We start from the raw sequence: 17,951 nt of genomic DNA, 5'->3' as shown, positions 1-17,951 counted from the left end.
AATCGCGGATCGGCCCGACAGGCCCGCGCCGCCGTCAACCCGCGGTCATAAGCTCCGAGGCTCACGCTGCCCCCGCAAGCCGCGCCGGCACCGCCGAGAGCAGCCGCTTCGTGTAGGGATGAGTCGGATGGTCCAGCACCGCCTCCTTGGGCCCTTCCTCGACAATACGGCCGTTCTCCATCACGGCGACGCGGTCCGCCACTTCTTCTACCACGCCGATATCGTGGGTGATGAACAGTGCCGCGAAGCCGTGCCGCGCCTTCAGCTCGCGGAAAAGCGCGAGGATCGCCTTTTGCACCGTGAGATCCAGCGCCGAGACCGGCTCATCCGCCACCACCAGCCGCGGGCGGCGGATCAGCGCACGCGCGATGGCTACGCGTTGACGCTGCCCGCCGGAGAGTTCGTGCGGCAGGCGTGTGCCGAAGCCGGGAAGCCCCACCTCCTCCAGCATTCCGTCCACGCGGCGGTCGCGGGCGGCCCGATCCATACCCCGCACGTGACGCAGCGGCTCCGCCAGGATGGCGGCGACGCGCTGACGCGGGTCAAGGCTGCTGAATGGATCCTGGAACACCAGCTGGCAGGCCATGCGGAAGCCGTGGCGCTCCGATGACCCAAATGCTGCAATGTCGTGCCCGTCGAAGACCACGCGCCCTCCGGATGGTCGCAGCAATCCCAGCAACGCCCGCCCGAGCGTCGTCTTTCCCGAGCCGGACGCTCCCGCGAGGGCCAGCGTCTCGCCTGGCACGATATCGAGCGTCACCTCGTCCACCGCCTGCTTGCCCGGAGCGCGCCCCAGCAGCCCGATCCGGCCGGGGTAGGTAACCGACAGGCCCTCCGCCCGCAGCAACGGTCTCGTGTGGGATGGCTGGCTGGAGGGCATGCGCCGAGGAAGCGCCTCCACCAGCCGCTTCGTGTAGGGATGGCTGGGCGCTCGCAGTAGCCCGGCCGTGCCCCCCTCTTCCACCCGCTCCCCCTTCAACATCACCACCGTCCGGGCAGCAAACCCCGCTACCAGCGGCAGGTCGTGGGAGATCAGCAGCACTCCTGCCCCGGCCTCCCGCGCCAGTTCCGCCATCAGATCCAGCACCTCACGCTGGGTGATGGCGTCCAGCGCCGTGGTCGGCTCATCCGCCAGGATGAGCTTCGGGCCGAGGAGCATGACGGAGCCGATCAGGATCCGCTGCCTCATGCCGCCAGAGAAGCGGTGCGGATGGCTCGCCAGCGCGCCCTCTGGATCATCGAGACCGATCCGCCGCAGCATCGCCGCCGCGCGCTGCTCGGCCTCTGCCCGGGAGAGCCCGAGATGGAGGATCTGCGCCTCCGTCATCTGTCGGGCGATACGCAGCGCGGGATTGAGGGAGATCATCGGCTCCTGGAAGACCATGCCGATCTCCCGCCCGCGCACGCGCCGCATCGCTTCAGCACTCAGCTCGGTCAATTCCTGTCCGAGCAGACGGATGGAACCGGCGGTGCGCGCCAGCGGTGCCGGCAACAGTCCCAGCACGGCTCGCGCAGCGAGCGTCTTGCCCGATCCACTCTCGCCCACCAGCGCCACGGCCTCACCGGGCGCAATCGAGAAGGACAGGTCCTTCACCACGGCTCTCCCGTCTGGCAAGGAGACGGTCAGGCCATCGATCTCCAGCAGGGGTGCGCTCATGACGTGCCCCCGGCCATGCGGGGGTCCAGCCAATCGCGCAACGCGTCGCCCAGCAGGTTGAAGCCCAGCAACGCCGCCGCGATCGCCAGGCCCGGAAAGATCCCCAGCCAGGACGCCGTCCCGAGATTGGGCCGAGCGGCCGCCAGCATGTTCCCCCAGGTCGCCGCCGGCGGCGGCACGCCGAGGCCGAGGAAGGACAGCGCGCTCTCGCTCAGCATCACCAGTCCGAGCATGGAAGTGGCGAGGACGATGATCGGTGCCGCACAGTTCGGCAGGACGTGGCGAAGCAGGGTGAACCACTCGCCGTTGCCCAGAACCCGCGATGCCTCCACGAACTCCCGCTCTCGCAGCCCTAGCACGCTGCCTCTGACCACCCGCGCGACGCTCGGTGCATAGGCGATGCCGAGGGCCAGGATGATTCCGTCTTCATTTGCCCCGAGCACCGCAACGAGGCCGAGCGCCAGCAGCGTTCCGGGAAAGGCGAGCAGTGCGTCGTTGACCATCATCAGCAAGCGATCCACCCAGCCTCGGAAGAAGCCGGCCGCCAGCCCGATCACGGTGCCTGCCGCCACCGCGAAGGCGACGGTGATCACCGAAACTCGCAGCGACACCGCCGAGGCGGCGAGCAACCGCGACAGCACGTCCCGCCCGAACTCATCCGTTCCCAGCCAGTGAGCCGCCCCGGGCGGCAAGAAGCGCGCCCGGATGCTGACGCCGAGCGGATCATAGGGCGTCCAGAACAGCCCCAGCAGCCCAGCGCCGACGATGAGCGCGACCAGCGCCGCGCCAATGTAGAGGTTTGCGCGCGCCAGCCTCACTCCGCCGTTACCCGCGGATCGAGGAGCGGATAGGCCAGATCCACCAGTGCATTGACCACGACGTAGACGAGCGCAATGAAGAGCAGGCAGCCCTGCACGACCGGATAGTCCCGCGCATAGATGGCATCCACCAGTAATCGCCCAAGGCCGGGAATGGTGAAGACGGTCTCGACCACCGCGATTCCACCCAGCAGGTTCCCGAGAATGAGCCCCAGCAGCGTCCAGGTCGGCGCGAAGGCGTTGGGAAAAGCGTGGACCCACAGCACCGTCGATTCTCGCAGGCCCTTCGCGCGGGCGTGCGCGATATATTCCAGCCGCCGCACCTCAATCGTCGCGGATCGCGCCATGCGAGCGATGACGCCCACCTCGACCAGCGCGAGGGTCGCGATCGGCAGGATCAGCCCGATCAGCCAGCCCCGCGCGTCATCGGCCAGCGGCACATAGCCCACCACCGGTAACCATCCAAGTTCCAGTCCGAACACCAGGAGCAGGATCAGCCCGAGCCAGAACGAGGGAAGCGACAGCAGCAGCGACGACAGCGCTACAACCGCCAGATCCCTCGCCGATCCCTGCCGCCACGCGGCCAGCATCCCCGCGGGTACCGCGACAAGCGCCGCTAGCCCCACCGCTACCAGGACAATGGAGGACGACACGGCGAAGCGGTCCAGCACCAGCGGCAGCACCGGGTGGCCGTTCGCAATCGAGTTCCCGAGATCCCCGCGCAGGACGTTACCGCCCCATATGATGAATTGCTCTACAATGGAACGATCCAGGCCCATCTGTCCCCGGAGGTCGGCCAGCGCCTCCTCCGTCGCGGCATCGCCGAGGAGGATTCGGGCCGGGTCGCCCGGCACCAGGCGCACAATCAGGAAGACCGCGATCCCGACCAGCAGGATGGTCGGGATGGCCGAAAGCAGGCGCAGTCCGGCGTAGCGCAGTAAATGCACGCGTTGTCCCTAAGAACTCTTGCCGGATCGGATCACGATTTCGCCGACATGAAAAGCACTTCGTCGGCCGAACATTCCGGAGCGGCACCTGGGCGGCGCCCCTTCCTCGTGTACCGGATCACCACCGGAATCAGACCATCGATGGCAGTCAGAGGATATGTGCCAAGCACAGTCCATCCCAGCGGCCTCGCCGGGCGGAGCCGGGCCGCAATGGAGATCACGCGACTGATGGCAGCGCCGATCCGGTTCGCTGGACGGTGATCGTGTCGAAAGGCGCATTCTGCTCGAGGTGCGTGACCGCGTCGCGCGCGAGTTCCAGTCCGGCGACGAGGGTGGAGGCGATGGCCGCTCGCCGCTGGAGGGGACTGCGCATCGCTTCCCATGGCGGGAGAAAGATCTCGAGCGGCAGCGCACCCGCTTCACCAGCAGCGTCGAGTTCCCCCAGCATGCGCCGGATACGGTCGAGGGCCGCTGGCGGGCGCCAAATGTCCGGCGGGGTGGGTTGATAAGCCGGCACGCGCTCGGGCCGGCGCATCAGTTCCAGGCAGACCCGCAGCAGCGTCGTTAAGTCCGCGACGGGCGGTACCCCCCTCCCCTCACCCGCCCCATGCGCCTCGTCCGACGCGCCGCGCGCGAAGACTTCCCGCCCGAGGGTTGGTCTCCGCGTGAGCCAGTCTGAGAGCGCCGCGACAGCCGCCCGGTCCGCGAGTTGGCGCCGGAGCGCGTCGGCCTCCTGTCGGGCTTCCTGGCCCTCTCGGCTGTCCGCCGGCAGGAGCAGGCGCGAGCGCAGCAGGGCCAGGTTCGCCGCCGCGACCAGCCAGCCCCCGAGCCGGGACAGCGGCACGTCCCGCCGCGCGATGGCCCGCTCCACCGCGGTCTGAAACTGCCCAGCCAGGTCGAGGATCGAGATCGCGCCGATGTCGACCCGCCCGGCCCGGACGAGATCGAGCAGCAGGTCGAGCGGTCCGGCATAGCCCCGGAGGTCGAGGTGGAGCGCCTCGCGCCCGGGCGGCGTGCCGTTGCGGGCGACCTCCCACCCCTCCTCCTCGGCGGCCTGCTCGTCTCCGTCGCCGTCCGCCTCAGCCATCGTCGTAGTGGGGTCGGACGGTGAGGGAGAGCGCCGGCCAGGTCTCGCGCACCTGCTGGAGTGCTGCCCACGGCGTCCAGTCCGCCGACCAGAAGGCGAGCGACAGACGGGCGGAGGCGGCCAGGTCCCCTCCCCTGCCCTTCCCGCCCGGCCGCCGCGCCTCGACCCGGTGCGCCACGTGCCGCAGGGGCCAGGTCGTGCCCCAGTGCGTCCAGAGCCAGCGCAGCGCGTCCGGGTGCCCCGGCCCGAGGCGCAGCACCTCGGCCGGCACCGGGACGAGCCGGTGCAGGTCGAAGAGCACCGGCCCACCCGGGCGGCTCACCGCCGCGCGGACCCGCTCGTCCGCCCTCTCCAGCGCCGCCCGGAGCCCGGAGGCGACGATCCGGCACCCCTGGAGCGAGAGGACCCGCTCGCCCCGGGGTGGGGCGGCGAGGAGGTGGAACAGGTCCTCCTCCTCCCCGGCCCGTCCGTGGGTTCAGGGGATCACCCCCGGTCCGGCGGCCGCGAGGCGGAACAGGGCGAGGTCTTCCACCGGCCCGGTCACGTCGAGGTGGTGGAACAACCAGTCCGGGCTGGCGAGCGCCAGGACGTCGGGGGCCACCGCCGCGCCGGTCTCCGGGGCGTCTCCTCTCCCAGCGCCCTCGCGGCGCCTAATCGCCGAAAGGACGAGAGACGGCATCGCGGCCGCACGAGCAGGAGGTAGGACGCCGGGGCGACCACCCCTCGACCCGGAGAAGCTCCAGGCTGCCGTCACCCTGATCCGAGGCGGCCTGTCGCCCAGCAAGGCGGCACAACAGGTCGGCATGGGCCGATCAACCCTCTACCGCGAGCTGGCCCTCGGGGCTTTGCCAGGCGAAGCGGAGAGTTCCTGAGCAAGGCAGTGAGAATCGGGGAGGCACTATCAGAAGTCCACGCCAACGAGGCTGATCGGAGGGGCTTCGCGTGTGGCCGGCTGTTCGGCATCCGGCCGAAGCGCCGGGCGGGACATGGTGCCCTGGCTTATCGATACGCCGTGCAGGCAGTCAGCAGGGACGCGGAAACCCTAACGTAGTCCATTAGGCGAAGCTGGGCCGTGTCGGCATCGTCGTCTGCAGAGCCAGCCGTCGGGTGGCCGTAGTGCGAGAGAGCGGTCAGGAGACCTTGTAGCATGGAGTTCGACGGGCTGAGACTGTTCGTCGCCGTCATTGAGCATGGCAGCATCGCAGGCGCCTCCCGGCAGCTCGGGCTCTCGCCCTCCCTGGCAAGCCGCCGGATCGCAGCTCTTGAGAGCCGCATGGGAGCCCGCCTCCTGCTGAGGACTACCCGTTCCCTTGTAGCAACCGAGGCCGGGCAGGCGCTCTTCGCCTGGGCGCGCGGGACTGTCGCGGACTGGAACCGGTTGAACGAGGAGATCGGCGCGTCGCAAGGCCGTGTCTCCGGTCTCGTCCGGATCGCGACCAATGACTTTGCGGCGGCGGGCTACATGCCGCCTATCATCGCCGCCTTTTCGCTGCGGCATCCTGATGTCAGTGTTTCCGTCTCCATCGCGCTGGAGCCGGTGCGGCTGCTCGACGGGGCCTGTGACATCGCCGTTCACGCGGGGCGCCGGCCGGACGCCTCGCTCGTCGGGCGGCGGCTTTACGAGTACCGGCGGCGCCTCGTCGCCTCGCCGGCCTATCTCGCGCGCCATCCGGCGCCGGGCGTGCCTGCCGACCTCGTCCGGCACCTCTGCCTGACGCACACGGTCAGCGAGCCGACCGAATGGAGCTTCGAGGCGGCGGGCGGAACTATCACGACCCAGCCCGTCCGCTCTCACATCTCCTGTGACAGCTGGACGATGCTGCGGGAACTGGCCATCGAGGGAACGGGCATCGCACGCCTCTCGGACACGCTGGTGCGGCGGGCCCTGGCAGAGGGTCGGCTCGTCGAACTGCTGCCGGCGCTGCGGTCTGTCTACGCGGATGGGGACCCGCCGGCCATGTGGGTGCTCTTCGCGCACCGGGAGATGCCGCTGCGCGCCCGGCTCTTCGCCGATCACGTCGTGGAGCGGCTGATCGCGCTACATCGCGCCCAGGGGTAAGCCCATTCGTGCAGAATCTGCACGAAGCTCGGTCCGATCCAAGGCTGGCCGGCGGCGGTCCCCTGTCCGAATCTACGTCTGCCGGCTCTCAAGACCGGTGGGGAGAACGCCAGGGTGCAGCACCTTGTCGCAGCTGATACAGGCGGCACCTTCACGGATGTCGCGGTCTATGACCCGGCCAGCGGGCGCTTGCGCTTCGGCAAGACGCTGACCACCTATGGCGACCTGGTCGAAGGCGTCGTGGCAGGGCTCTCCGAGGCGGGTGGCGAGCCTGCAGCCATGGCCTCTCTCCGTCACGGCACGACCCATGTCATCAACGCCTTCCTGCAACGCCGCGGTGCCCGCGCTGCCCTGGTCGCCACCAAGGGCTTCCGGGACGTGCTGGAACTCGGCCGCGGCAACCGGCCCGTGCCCTTCGACCTCAACTTCCGCCGCGACCCCCCGCTCATCCCCCGCGCCCTCTGCTTCGAGGTGCCGGAACGGATCAGCGCGCGGGGCGAGGTGATCAAGCCGCTGGACGAGGCGGCCGTGGAAGCGCTGGCCAGCGTGCTGGACCGCGCCGGCGTGGAGGCGGTCGCCGTGTCCTTGCTCAACGCCTATGCCAACCCCGCGCATGAGAAACAGGTGGCCGCCATCCTGCGCGCCCGCTTGCCCGGCCGCTTCATCACCACGGGCACGGCGCTCACGCGGGAATGGTTCGAGTACGAGCGCGGCACCACGGCCGCCGCGAACGCCTTCGTCGGCCCCGCGGTGGCGGCCTACGCCGCCGGCTTCGAGCGGCGGCTGGCCGGAGAGGGGTTCGGAGGCTCGCTCTCCATGATGGGGTCCAATGGCGGCATCATGCCCTTCGCCGCCGCCGTGGAGCGGCCCGTCTCGCTCGTGGAATCCGGGCCGATCGGTGGGGTGATCGCGGCGGCGGAGTACGCCCGCGCCCTCGGCCTCGACCGCGTCGTGGCTTTCGACATGGGCGGCACCACCGCCAAGTGCGCGCTGGTGGAGGAAGGTGGCTTCGCCGTCGGCTCCACCTACTGGGTCGGCGGCCCCCTGCGTGGCTTTCCGATCCGCAGCCCCGTGCTCGATATCGTGGAGGTCGGCGCCGGCGGCGGCTCCATCGCCTGGGTCGACCCGCAGGGGCGGCTGCATGTCGGCCCGCGCAGCGCTGGGTCGGAGCCCGGGCCGGTGGCCTTCGGGCGCGGCGGGACGGAGCCCACCGTGACGGACGCGAACCTCGTCCTCGGCCGGATCGGCGGCGAGCGCTTTCTTGGCGGCCGGTTGGGTCTGGACGCAGCGGCAGCCGGGGCGGCGATCCGGGATCGGATCGCCCGGCCGCTCGGCTACGGGGCGGGCGAGGAAGCGCGGGTCGCGCGCGGGATCCTCGACCTCGCCGGCACGCTCATGGCCGGGGCGATCAAGGAGATCACCGTCGCCCGCGGCCATGACGTGCGCGACTTCGCCCTGCTCGTCTTCGGCGGCGGCGGGCCGATCTTCGGCACTGACCTCGCGCGCGGCCTTGGCATCCCGCGCGTGGTGGTGCCACCGGAGCCCGGGAACTTCTCCGCCCTCGGCATGCTGCTGGCGGGGGCGCGGCTGGACGTGGCCCGCAGCGTCGTGGCCGATCTGTCGGCCGAAGGGCTGACAGCCCTGACGGAGGTGCTGGCCGCGCTGGAGGCGGAGGCGAAGGCGGCCGCCGTGCGGGAGTTCGGCGACGCTCCCCCTACGCTCCGGCACCAAGCGGAGATGCGCTACCGCGGGCAGCGCCACGCGGTGCTCGTGGACATCGCCGGCGCGCTGGAGACGGAGGCGCTGCGGGACGCCTTCGAGGCGGTCTATCGCCGCCGCTTCGGCCGCAGCCTCGGCGAGGATTTCGCGCCGGAGGTGGTCGGGCTGCGGGTGGTGGCGGAGGCCGCGGCGGCGCGCCCGGACCTCTCCGCCCTCGCCCCACCGGCGGGCGGCCCCGATCCCCTCCCCGCCGCGCACCGCCCCCTGCGTGACGGGGCGGGCTGGGTGGAGGCGCCGGTCTGGTGGCGCCCCGACCTGCCCGCCGGCTTCCGCCTGACCGGCCCCGCCATCATCGAGGAATACAGCTCCACCACCCTCCTCGGCCCGGGGGACGAGGCGGTGGTGGGAGCGCTGGGCGAGATCGCGATCCGCGTCGCGCCCGCCGGGGAGGCCCGCGCGTGAACGACGCTCTGCCCGTGGCCCGCCACGATCCCATCGAGCTGGAGATCGTCCGGCACGAGATCCTCTCCATCCCGAACCAGATCGAGCGGAACATCGAGCGGACCGCCTTCAGCCCGCTCGTGCAGGAATACAAGGACTACGCCGTGGGCCTGGTGGATCCGGAGGGGGCGCTGATCGCGCAGTCCCGCGGCAGCCTGCCGATCTTCGTCGCCAACGCCCTCGGCACCGCGGTGCGGGAGGGGATCGGGGTCTTCGGCGCCGAGACGTTGCGCCACGGCGACGCGGTGATGACGAACAACCCGGCGACGCTTGGCCAGCACCTGAACAACGTCGTCCTGCACACCCCGGTGCGGGAGGGCGGGGAAGCGGACGGGCCGCTGCTCGGCTTCTTCGCCGTGCTCGTGCACTGGATCGATGTGGGAGGCTCCGCCCCCGGTTCCTCCACCGGCACCTCCACCACCGACGTGTGGCAGGAGGGGTTGCAGATCCCGAGCCTCAAGCTGCTCGACCGCGGGGTGCGGGTGGAGGGGATGCTCCGGCTGCTGGCGGCGAACACCCGCTTTCCCCGGCTGTTACTGGGCGACCTGGAGGCGCAGCTCGGCGGCTGCCTCATGGGCCGCGACCTCGTGCTGGACATCGTGCGGCGGCGGGGCGCGACCACGCTGCGCGCGGCGACCGAGGCCATGCGCCGCCAGGCCGCCGCCGCGGCCGGCGGCGTGATCCGCGCCATGCCGGCCGGCACCTATCACGCGGAATCCTTCCTCGACGGGGAGGGCGGGGGCCCCGTGCCGGTGAAGGTCGCCGTCCACTCGGACGGCGAGCGGCTGACGGTGGACCTGAGCGGCCTCGGCGCGCAGATGCCTGGCCCCTCCAACGCCGGGCGCAATGGCGGTGCCGTCGCCGCGGCACGCATCGCGGCGAAATACCTGCTGACGCCGGAGGAGCCGGTGAACAGCGGTGACTTCGACCGGCTTGATGTGGTGGCGCCGGATGGCACCTTCCTCACCGCGCGGGCGGACGCACCGATCGGCGGGTCCGGCAACACCATCCCGACCGTGGTGGACACGATCCTCCGGGCTTTGGGGGAGGCGCTGCCCGACCGTGCCCGCGCCGCGCATCACGGCACCTACGGCGTCCACACGCTGTTCGGCCGCCTGCCGGAGAGCGGCGCCCTCTTCACCAACCTCGACACCGCGACCGGCGGCTGGGGCGCCTCCGCGACCGAGGACGGGGCCTTCCCGCTCCGGTCCAACGCCCATGGCGACGTGCCCGACATCCCGGTGGAGATGCAGGAGGCGCTCTACCCCTTCCGGCTGGAGGGCAAGGCGTTGCGGCCGGATTCCGGCGGGCCCGGGCGCCGCCGCGGCGGGCTGGGGGTGGAGAAGCTTTACGAGGTGCTTGCCCCGGCGAAGGTGAGCCTGAAGTTCGAGCGGGGTGGCTGTCCGCCCTGGGGCCTGGCCGGGGGCCACGCGGCGGCAACCTGCTTCGTGGAGATCCGGCGCGCCACCGATGGGAGCGTCCTTCGGGCCTGGAAGGGAATCTACGAGCTGCATCCCGGCGACCGGCTGCGGATCGTCTCGGGCGGCGGCGGCGGCTACGGCCCGCCGGAGGCGCGCGAGCCTGAGCGCGTCCGGGACGACGTCGTCCAGGGCTACGTGACCGTGGGGCAGGCGCGCGAGGCCTATGCCGTCATCCTCTGCGACGACCTGTCGGTGGATGAGGAGGCGACCGCGGCGCTGCGCGCGGAGCGCCAGGGAGGAGACGCCGAATGACCTCAAGGATCGCCCGCCGCGGCCTGCTCTGCGCCGCGCTGGCCGGGACGGCTGCCCACGGAGCCTTGGCGCAGCAGGAAGCCGCCGGCTACCCGACCCGCCCCATCCGAATCATCGTTCCCTTCCCGCCCGGGGTGATCACGGACGCCGCTCCGCGGCTGGTCGCGGAGAAGCTGCACCAGGAATGGGGCCAGCCAGTGGTGGTGGAGAACCGCGCCGGCGCCAACGGCATGATCGGCACCGAGGCGGTGGTGCGCGCCCCGGCCGATGGCTATTCCCTCGGCGTGGCGCTGGCTGACACCTGGTCCATCAACCCGCGCCTGAACCCCAACATCGGCTACGACCCGCAGCGAGAGCTCGTCGGCGTCGCACCGCTTGCGATCCAGAGCTTCGCGCTGATCGTTCATTCGGGCGTGCCCGCCCGCAGCTTCGATGAGTTCCTCGCGCTCGCCCGCGCCCGCCCTGGCGGTCTCCGGCTCGGATCCTGGGGGGAGGGGAGCACGGGGCATCTCGCGATGCTCATGCTCCAGCGGGCCACGGGCATCGTGCTGACGCATGTTGCCTATCGCGGTGCGGCCGCAGCCGCTAGCGACGTAGCGGCCGGGCACATCGACGCGATGATCACCAGCATCGCCACCTCTGTGAACCTGCAACGCGACGGGCGGGTGCGTGCCCTGGCCGTGACCGGCACGGAGCGACACCCCGCCCTGCCCGACACGCCGGCGATCGCGGAACGTTATCCGGAGGTCGTCGTCCGCGCCTGGTACGCGATCGTGGCGCCTGCCAGGACGCCGGCCCCGATCGTGGAAAGGCTGAACGGGGCCATCGGTCGCGCCATGCAGGCGCCCGACGTCGCCGCACGGATCACCGAGGGCTTCCTGGCCGCACCCATGGTGCAGCCCGTGGCCGCCTTCGCCGAGTTCCTGCGGGAGGACGCAGCGCGCTGGGCCGGCGTCATCGCCGCCTCGGGCATCCGTCTCGAATAGACGATCAGGGAGGGAACGAATGAAGAAAAATACTGTCTTGGCGCCCACGCGGCGTGGCCTGCTCGGCACGGCCGGCGCGGCTATCTTTGCGCGCGGCGCGCGTGCCCAGGCGCCGTCCTGGCCGGACCGTCCGGTGCGGCTGCTGGTCGGCTTCGCGCCGGGAGGCGTGGCCGACGTCGCCGCCCGCCTGCTGGGCGACGCGCTGCGCCCGATCGTCGGCCAGCCCTTCGTGGTGGAGAACCGGCCGGGTGCCAGCGGCGTCGTCGCCGCCTCCCAGGTCGCGCGCGCCGCCCCGGACGGGCACACGTTGCTCGTCGCGCCGGGCACCATGACCATCCTGCCGGCGATGATGAAGAACCTACCGATCGACGTGCTGCGGGACCTGGATCCGATCACGCTCTTCGTCACCTCGCCCAACGTCCTGCTGGTCCACAACAGCGTGGCGGTGCGGGACCTTCCCGGCTTCCTGGAGCTGGTCCGGAGCCGGCCACCGGAGGACATGGCCTACGCATCCTCCGGTATCGGCACGACGGTGCACTTCTTCGCCAGCCAGATCGAGCGCGCGACCGGCATCCGACTGCGGCATATCCCGTATCGCAGCTCCAACGAAAGCATCACCGCCGTGGTCGCCGGCGACGTGCCGATCGGCGTCTCGGCGGTGAACTCGGCGCTGCCGCATATCCAGTCCGGCGCGGTGCGGGCGATCGCCATCGGCAGCCCGCAGCGCAGCAGCTTCCTTCCCGACGTGCCGACCTTCGCCGAGACGGGCTATCCGAGCTTCCGCTCCGACACCTGGATCGGGCTGGAGGGACCGGCCGGGATGCCGGCGGCGCTGACCGCCCGCATCGCGGAGCTGTCCACCCGCGTCATGGGGGAGCCGGCGATGCGGCAGCGCCTGGCGGCGCTCGGCGCCGAGCCGGTGGGCATGGGGCCGGAAGGCTTCCGCGACCTCATGCAGCGCGAGGTCCGGGACTTCCGCGAACTCGCCACCTCGATTGGGATCCAGCCGGAGTGAATACCCTCAACGCCACGCACGATCCCTCCCTGCGGAGCTGGGTGCCGACGGACCCCTCCAGCCCCTTCCCGATCCAGAACCTGCCCTTCGGCGTGTTCCGCCGGCGGGGCGGCAACGACGTCTTTCGCGGCGGCGTGGCCATCGGCGACCGTATCGTGGACCTGCCGGCCTGGTCGGCGCTAGGCGCCTTCAACGGCCTGGCGGCAGAGGCCGCGGCCGCCTGCGCCGGGCCCGTGCTGAATCCCCTTCTCGCTCTCGGCCCGTCGCACTGGTCGGCGCTGCGGGGGGCGCTTTCTGCCCTTCTGGCCGAGAGGGCCGAGCGGCCGAGGCTGGCGGAGGCGCTGATCCCGATGGCTGAGGCCGAGGTGGCGCTGCCCGTGCGGCCGGAGAACTACTCCGACTTCTTCTGCTCCCTGGAACACGCGATGAACGCCGGGCGCGTCATGCGCAACGACGCCTCGGTGAACGCGAACTTCCGGTGGATGCCCGTGGCCTATCACGGTCGCCCCTCCTCCCTGCGGGTCTCGGGCACACCCTGCGTCCGGCCGATGGGGCAGGTGCAGGCGGCGCCGGGGGAGCCGCCCGTCTTCGTCCCGACCCGGCGCCTGGACTACGAGTGCGAGCTCGCGGCGATCGTCGGCCCCGGCAACGCGCTGGGTGAGCGGATTCCACTGTCCCGGGCGGAATCGCACCTTTTCGGACTGTGCCTGATGAACGATTGGTCCGCGCGCGACGTGCAGCGCTTTGAGTACCAGCCTCTGGGACCCTTCCTCGGCAAGAGCTTCCTCACCAGCCTCTCCCCCTGGATCGTTACCCTCGAAGCGCTGGCGCCTTTCCGCGTGCCGGCCCGGCCGCGCCAGGGCACGGAGGAGCCGCCACCGCTGCCGCACCTGTCCGATCCGGCGAACGAGGCGGCGGGCGGGCTGGACATCGCCGTTTCCGCCACGATCAGCAGCCCGTCCATGCGAGAACACGGCGCCGCGCCCACCGTTGTCGGACGAGGCAATGCGCGCTGGCTCTACTGGACCTTCGCGCAGATGCTTGCGCATCATACGAGCAACGGCTGCAACCTGCTGCCCGGCGATGTGCTGGGCAGCGGCACCATTTCCGGTTTCGAGCCGGGTACACGTGGCTGCCTTCTGGAGGCGAGCGAGGGCGGCAAGGTTCCGCTGCCCCTTCCTGGCAATGAGACCCGGACCTTCTTGGAGGATGGCGACGAAATGGTGCTCTCCGCTTGGTGTCGGGGAGAGGGCGCCGCATCCATCGGCTTCGGAGAGTGCAGCGGGACAGTGATGCCATCTGCCGAAGCGGATTAGAGCCGATTCACTCTGACCGTGTGTAGCCGTAGTGAGCGAGGTAGCGGGCGCACTCGGAGGGGGTGAAGAGGTCGAGGAGGCGGCCGATGGTGGTCCAGAGGGCGTCGCGGTCACGGACGGCGGCGCGTCGGAGGAGGGCCTTGAGTTTTGAGTTTCGCTGAGAAATGACCCTGACGGAACCGAGTACCGACGGTCCGGGCTGCCTCGTTACGGTCTGCCTTCTGCTATTCGGCGCCTGCGGGCAGGGCGGCGTTTCTGGCCACCGTGACCGCCTATTCCGGCTGCACACCCAACTCGCGCAGGATGGGGCCGTACGCGAGGTACTCGCTGCGGATCATCCGGGTGAAATCGGCGCGGCTCATGTAGCGGACGACCACGCGCGTGCCGGCGGCGACGCGGCGGACCGTTGAATCCTCCAGGCCGGAGCGACAGGCCGCCTCCAGCCGGTCCAGCACGGGCTCCGGCGTGCCCGCGGGCGCATAGAGGCCGACCTGGGAGAACTGGAGGGCGTCGACTCCCTGCTCCCGTGCCGTCGGGACATCCGGATAATCGCCCGCCCGTCCCTCGGAGAAGACGGCGAGGAGGCGCAGTCGGCCGGCGTTGATGAACTCGGAGGCCGAGGAGACGACCGAGGCGGAGAAGTCCAGCCGTCCGGCCATCAGCTCCGTCAGGTGCGGCGGATCGCCGCGGAAGGGGACATGGGTGAAGTCCACCCCGGTCGCGCGCTGCACCCGCCAGACCGCCAGCTGCGGAAGGGAGTTCGGGCCCGCCGAGCCGAAGGTCAGCGCGCGGCGCCGGCCCTCTGCCACGAGTTCGGGCAGCGTGCGGATGGGGCTGTCGGCCCGGACGACCACGGAGAGGACGTTCTCGTTGGTGCCGCAGATCGGCGCGAAGTTGTCCGGCGTGGTGCCGGTGTTGCGGACCATGTGGGGCTGTACGACGATGGCCGTCATCGGCGTGAGGCCGAAGGTATGGCCGTCCGGCGGGCTGGTGGCGACCGACCGCATGCCGACCACGCCCGAGCCGCCATCCCGGTTCAGGTGCACGACGGGCTGGCCGAGCACGCGGGCGAAGTGCTCCCCGATGGCGCGGGAGAAGGCGTCGGCGCCGGAGCCGGGCGCGTAGGGCAGCACCATCGTCATCGGCCGGTCCGGGAAGGACTGTGCGGCGTTCGCGACGAGCGCGAGGGCCGCGCCGAGGGCTAGGCGGCGCACCTGCGTCATCCCTCGATCACCGCGACCGCCCGCGTCCAGCCGGCGGAGGCGCGCTCGATCTTCACGGGAAAGCAGATCACGGTGAAGCCGTGATCCGGCAGCGCCTCCAAGTTGCTGAGCTTCTCCATGTGGCAGTAGCCGATCTCCCGGCCGGCGCGGTGGCCTTCCCAGATGAGGGAGGCGTCGCCGGTCTCGGCCACCTTGCGCTTCGTGTGGGAGAAGGGCGCGTCCCAGGACCAACCATCGGTGCCGACCAGCCGCACGCCGCGCTCCAGCAGCCAGAGCGTCGCGGCTTTGCCCATACCGCAGCCCGCGTGGATGTAGTCGTCCTGCCCGTAGCGGCTGCCGGCGCGGGTGTTGACCACCACGATGTCCAGGGGCCGGATCTCGTGGCCGATGCGCTTCAGCTCCGCCTCAACGTCGCCGGGCGTCGCGACATAGCCGTCCTCCATGTGGCGGAAGTCGAGCCGCACGCCGGGCTGGAAGCACCACTCCAGCGGCACCTCGTCGATGCGGGTCGAGGGGCGGCCGCCAGGGACCATCGCCTCGTCCATGCGGGAAAAGAAGTGATAGGGCGCGTCCAAATGCGTGCCGTTGTGGGTGGAGAGATCGACGCGCTCCGCCGCGCAGTACTCCCCCTCCGGCAGGGCGGAGACGGGGATGCCCATGTACTCGGCCATCTTCGGGGCCGTGTCGTGGTGGTTCATGTATTGGATGCGCGGCTCCGCCCCGGGCGGGTCCGAGGCGATCCCGGATCGCAGCGCGACCGAGATGTCGATGATGCGCCTGGCCATGCTCTCTCTTCCCGTCTCCTTGCGAGGCGCGCGTCACGCGGTCGGCCAGGGGAGCGCCGGCTGCACGACGGCGCGGCACTCCCCGAAGCCGATCGGGACGGCACCCGGCGCCCGCGCGCGGGCGGTGAAGATCACCTCGTCCCCGTCCTCCAGGAAGCGGCGCGTCTCGCCCGAGGGGAGCTGGATGGGGCCGCGCAGCAGCAACTCGGCGATGCAAGCTTCCGCGCCGTCCGCCGGCCCCGAGCAGGTGCCGCTTCCCAGCAGGTCGCCGGGCAGCAGGGAGCAGCCGTTGGAGGCGTGGTGCGTCACCATCTGCGCTGGCGTCCAGCACATGGTCGCGAAGTCAGTGGCCGTGATCCGCTGCGGCGCGATGTCGGCCGCGCGCATGCGTGGCGTCAGCAGGGCGACCTCCATCGCGACGGACAGCCCGCCCCGCGCCCGATTCTCAGCCGAGTCCAAATGGGGCAGCAATGCCGGCTCCCCCTCTGCCCGGGCACGGGCCGGCGCCATGAAGGGGGTCAGCGCGTCGGCGGTGACGATCCAGGGGGACACGGTGGTGGACAGGCTCTTCGCCAGGAAGGGGCCGAGCGGCGGCATCTCCCAGCGCTGGATGTCGCGGGCGGACCAGTCGTTCAGCAGCCCGTAGCCGAAGATGCGTCCCGGCGCGGCGGACATGGGCACGGGCGTGCCGACGGGGTTCTCCCCGGCGATCCAGATCGCCATCTCGAGCTCGTAGTCCAGCGCCTCGGACGGGCCGAAGCGGACCTCGCCATCCTCCCGCGCCCACTGCCCGTTGGGGCGGCGCACGGCCTCCCCGCTCACGCGGACCGTGCTGGCGCGGGAATGATAGGCGACGGGAAGGTGCCAGAAGGCGGGCGGCAGCGGCGCCGCCGGGTTTCGCCGCACGCCCAGCCGGTGGCAGTGGTCGTAGGAAACCATGAAGTCCGTGAAGTTCCCGACCGCCGCGGGCAGGTGCATAGTCGCTGAGGCTATGGGCACGAGCAGACGCTCGCCCCCGTTTGCGGCCGGCGAGCCGTCCTGCAAGAGGGCGGACAGGTCGGCCCGGAGGGCGGCGGACGCAGGGCGCCCCATGGCCATAAGAGGATTCAGAGTGGGGCCGGTCGCGGCCTCGGCCGCTTCCCCGCGCAGGTGGCCGGCCTCAATTGCGGCGCGGAGATCGAGGATCTGGTCGCCGATCGCGACCCCGCCCCTCGGGGCCCGGCCACCCGAGGAGAAGATGCCGAGAGGCAGGTTCTGAATCGGGAAATCGGTGGCGCCGTCATGGGCCGAGGGCACCCAGGAGCGCAGGCCGGGGTCATGTGTCTTGTCGGGCGTTTCCATGCACCAAGGCTACGATGGGTGGTCCGAATGGCCAAGTAGGAATATAATTTTTCCCGATGATCGAATATCTTGACGCTGCCACCCTGGCCGAGGCGGCCGCCCAGCGGCTGCGGCGCGACATCGTCGTCGGCGACCTGCCCCCTGCCGCCCGACTACGTCTGAGGGACCTCGTCGCGCATTACGGCCTGGGCGCCACGCCACTGCGGGAGGCCCTGAACCGGCTGGTCGCGGAAGGGTTGGTGGTGCTGGAAGGGCAGCGCGGCTTCTCCGTGCCGCCCGTCACCCGCGCGCACCTGCTGGACATCACCCGGTCCCGGCAGTTCGTGGAGCCGGAGGCGCTCCGCCTCGCCATGGCCGAGGGCGGCCCGGCTTGGGAAGAGGAGATCGTCGCCTCCCTCTCCCTGCTGCGCCACGCCATCGAGCAGCACGAACCCGGCAGTACGGAATGGCTGGACCGTTATGAGAGCCGGCATCATCGCTTTCACCGTGCTCTCATCGGGGCGTGTCCGCTGCCCTCGCTTCTCCGGTTCTGCGACGATCTCTACGTACAGAAGACCCGGTATCGCCGGCTGATGGGCAGCGCGGCGCCGAACTGGGCGCTGGCGCTGCGGGTGCATGAGGCCCTGGCGGACGGCACCTTGGCGCGACGACCTGCGACGATGGAGGAGCTTCGACACCACATCGGCACCACCGCCGAGCATGTCCTGGATCTGCTGGGAGAAGCGCCACCCGACGCACCAGCGCCGAGCTAGTGATAATAATAT

At 70.9% G+C, this 17,951-nt stretch carries 16 protein-coding genes and 1 pseudogene; 7 read left to right on the top strand and 10 right to left on the bottom strand.

The window, feature by feature from the left end; genetic code table 11:
- Window positions 1-61: 61 nt before the first annotated feature.
- From ACP6CK_RS29425 to ACP6CK_RS29400, 6 genes are all read right to left on the bottom strand, one after another.
- Complete coding sequence (locus ACP6CK_RS29425; RefSeq protein WP_426960084.1) at window positions 62-1,657, bottom strand: dipeptide ABC transporter ATP-binding protein; 1,596 nt, start codon at window positions 1,655-1,657, stop codon at window positions 62-64.
- On the bottom strand, window positions 1,654-2,475 hold the full coding sequence (locus tag ACP6CK_RS29420) for an ABC transporter permease (RefSeq protein ID WP_426960083.1): 822 nt from the start codon (window positions 2,473-2,475) through the stop codon (window positions 1,654-1,656). Before ACP6CK_RS29420 ends, ACP6CK_RS29425 begins: the two co-directional genes overlap by 4 nt.
- Window positions 2,472-3,422, bottom strand: coding sequence for an ABC transporter permease (locus tag ACP6CK_RS29415; protein WP_426960082.1), 951 nt, complete (start codon window positions 3,420-3,422; stop codon window positions 2,472-2,474). Before ACP6CK_RS29415 ends, ACP6CK_RS29420 begins: the two co-directional genes overlap by 4 nt.
- Before the next feature lie 217 nt (window positions 3,423-3,639).
- Window positions 3,640-4,509 (bottom strand): segregation and condensation protein A, encoded by an 870-nt coding sequence (locus ACP6CK_RS29410; protein WP_426960081.1) that lies wholly within the window; start codon window positions 4,507-4,509, stop codon window positions 3,640-3,642.
- On the bottom strand, window positions 4,502-4,831 hold the full coding sequence (locus tag ACP6CK_RS29405) for a hypothetical protein (protein WP_426960080.1): 330 nt from the start codon (window positions 4,829-4,831) through the stop codon (window positions 4,502-4,504). Before ACP6CK_RS29405 ends, ACP6CK_RS29410 begins: the two co-directional genes overlap by 8 nt.
- 153 nt (window positions 4,832-4,984) lie before the next feature.
- Window positions 4,985-5,110, bottom strand: coding sequence for a hypothetical protein (locus ACP6CK_RS29400; protein ID WP_426960079.1), 126 nt, complete (start codon window positions 5,108-5,110; stop codon window positions 4,985-4,987).
- A 546-nt stretch (window positions 5,111-5,656) separates the two neighbouring features.
- Between ACP6CK_RS29400 and ACP6CK_RS29395 the strand changes: the two genes are divergently transcribed.
- From ACP6CK_RS29395 to fahA (ACP6CK_RS29370), 6 genes are all read left to right on the top strand, one after another.
- Window positions 5,657-6,568 (top strand): LysR family transcriptional regulator, encoded by a 912-nt coding sequence (locus tag ACP6CK_RS29395; protein WP_426960078.1) that lies wholly within the window; start codon window positions 5,657-5,659, stop codon window positions 6,566-6,568.
- Between the two features lie 114 nt (window positions 6,569-6,682).
- On the top strand, window positions 6,683-8,749 hold the full coding sequence (locus ACP6CK_RS29390; RefSeq protein WP_426960077.1) for a hydantoinase/oxoprolinase family protein: 2,067 nt from the start codon (window positions 6,683-6,685) through the stop codon (window positions 8,747-8,749).
- Window positions 8,746-10,521: a hydantoinase B/oxoprolinase family protein gene (locus ACP6CK_RS29385; protein ID WP_426960076.1), complete on the top strand. Its 1,776-nt coding sequence runs from the start codon at window positions 8,746-8,748 to the stop codon at window positions 10,519-10,521. Before ACP6CK_RS29390 ends, ACP6CK_RS29385 begins: the two co-directional genes overlap by 4 nt.
- Complete coding sequence (locus tag ACP6CK_RS29380) at window positions 10,518-11,507, top strand: Bug family tripartite tricarboxylate transporter substrate binding protein (RefSeq protein WP_426960075.1); 990 nt, start codon at window positions 10,518-10,520, stop codon at window positions 11,505-11,507. Before ACP6CK_RS29385 ends, ACP6CK_RS29380 begins: the two co-directional genes overlap by 4 nt.
- A gap of 37 nt (window positions 11,508-11,544) precedes the next feature.
- A complete protein-coding gene (locus tag ACP6CK_RS29375) occupies window positions 11,545-12,522 on the top strand; it encodes a Bug family tripartite tricarboxylate transporter substrate binding protein (RefSeq protein WP_426960073.1) in 978 nt (325 codons plus the stop codon).
- Window positions 12,519-13,838 (top strand): fumarylacetoacetase, encoded by a 1,320-nt coding sequence (gene fahA / locus ACP6CK_RS29370; RefSeq protein WP_426960071.1) that lies wholly within the window; start codon window positions 12,519-12,521, stop codon window positions 13,836-13,838. Before ACP6CK_RS29375 ends, fahA (ACP6CK_RS29370) begins: the two co-directional genes overlap by 4 nt.
- A gap of 7 nt (window positions 13,839-13,845) precedes the next feature.
- Here fahA (ACP6CK_RS29370) and ACP6CK_RS29365 read toward each other — a convergent pair.
- The 4 genes and pseudogenes from ACP6CK_RS29365 to fahA (ACP6CK_RS29350) form a co-directional block, all read right to left on the bottom strand.
- Window positions 13,846-13,989, bottom strand: a pseudogene (locus tag ACP6CK_RS29365) (IS630 family transposase); the annotation flags it as partial.
- 121 nt (window positions 13,990-14,110) lie between these two features.
- Complete coding sequence (locus tag ACP6CK_RS29360) at window positions 14,111-15,061, bottom strand: Bug family tripartite tricarboxylate transporter substrate binding protein (protein WP_426960070.1); 951 nt, start codon at window positions 15,059-15,061, stop codon at window positions 14,111-14,113.
- On the bottom strand, window positions 15,058-15,846 hold the full coding sequence (locus ACP6CK_RS29355; protein WP_426960069.1) for a cyclase family protein: 789 nt from the start codon (window positions 15,844-15,846) through the stop codon (window positions 15,058-15,060). The genes ACP6CK_RS29360 and ACP6CK_RS29355 overlap by 4 nt, the downstream gene beginning before the upstream one ends.
- 33 nt (window positions 15,847-15,879) lie before the next feature.
- The gene (gene fahA / locus ACP6CK_RS29350; protein ID WP_426960068.1) at window positions 15,880-17,187 is read right to left on the bottom strand and encodes a fumarylacetoacetase; all 1,308 of its coding nucleotides are present in this window, start codon (window positions 17,185-17,187) and stop codon (window positions 15,880-15,882) included.
- A 56-nt stretch (window positions 17,188-17,243) separates the two neighbouring features.
- On the opposite strand from fahA (ACP6CK_RS29350), the gene ACP6CK_RS29345 reads away from it, so the two are divergent.
- Complete coding sequence (locus tag ACP6CK_RS29345) at window positions 17,244-17,939, top strand: GntR family transcriptional regulator (protein ID WP_426960067.1); 696 nt, start codon at window positions 17,244-17,246, stop codon at window positions 17,937-17,939.
- Window positions 17,940-17,951 lie beyond the last annotated feature (12 nt).

This window comes from Muricoccus radiodurans (assembly GCF_050154705.1).
Classification (GTDB): domain Bacteria; phylum Pseudomonadota; class Alphaproteobacteria; order Acetobacterales; family Acetobacteraceae; genus Roseomonas; species Roseomonas radiodurans.
This window is presented reverse-complemented; position numbering and strand designations above follow the sequence as displayed.

Bases quoted from the DNA above. Each gene is read 5' to 3' on its own strand.
- ACP6CK_RS29425 (WP_426960084.1), bottom strand. From the start codon at position 1,657: ATGAGCGCACCCCTGCTGGAGATCGATGGCCTGACCGTCTCCTTGCCA.
- ACP6CK_RS29410 (WP_426960081.1), bottom strand. From the start codon at position 4,509: ATGGCTGAGGCGGACGGCGACGGAGACGAGCAGGCCGCCGAGGAGGAG.
- ACP6CK_RS29395 (WP_426960078.1), top strand. From the start codon at position 5,657: ATGGAGTTCGACGGGCTGAGACTGTTCGTCGCCGTCATTGAGCATGGC.
- ACP6CK_RS29380 (WP_426960075.1), top strand. From the start codon at position 10,518: ATGACCTCAAGGATCGCCCGCCGCGGCCTGCTCTGCGCCGCGCTGGCC.
- ACP6CK_RS29360 (WP_426960070.1), bottom strand. From the start codon at position 15,061: ATGACGCAGGTGCGCCGCCTAGCCCTCGGCGCGGCCCTCGCGCTCGTC.
- ACP6CK_RS29355 (WP_426960069.1), bottom strand. From the start codon at position 15,846: ATGGCCAGGCGCATCATCGACATCTCGGTCGCGCTGCGATCCGGGATC.
- fahA (WP_426960068.1), bottom strand. From the start codon at position 17,187: ATGGAAACGCCCGACAAGACACATGACCCCGGCCTGCGCTCCTGGGTG.
- ACP6CK_RS29345 (WP_426960067.1), top strand. From the start codon at position 17,244: ATGATCGAATATCTTGACGCTGCCACCCTGGCCGAGGCGGCCGCCCAG.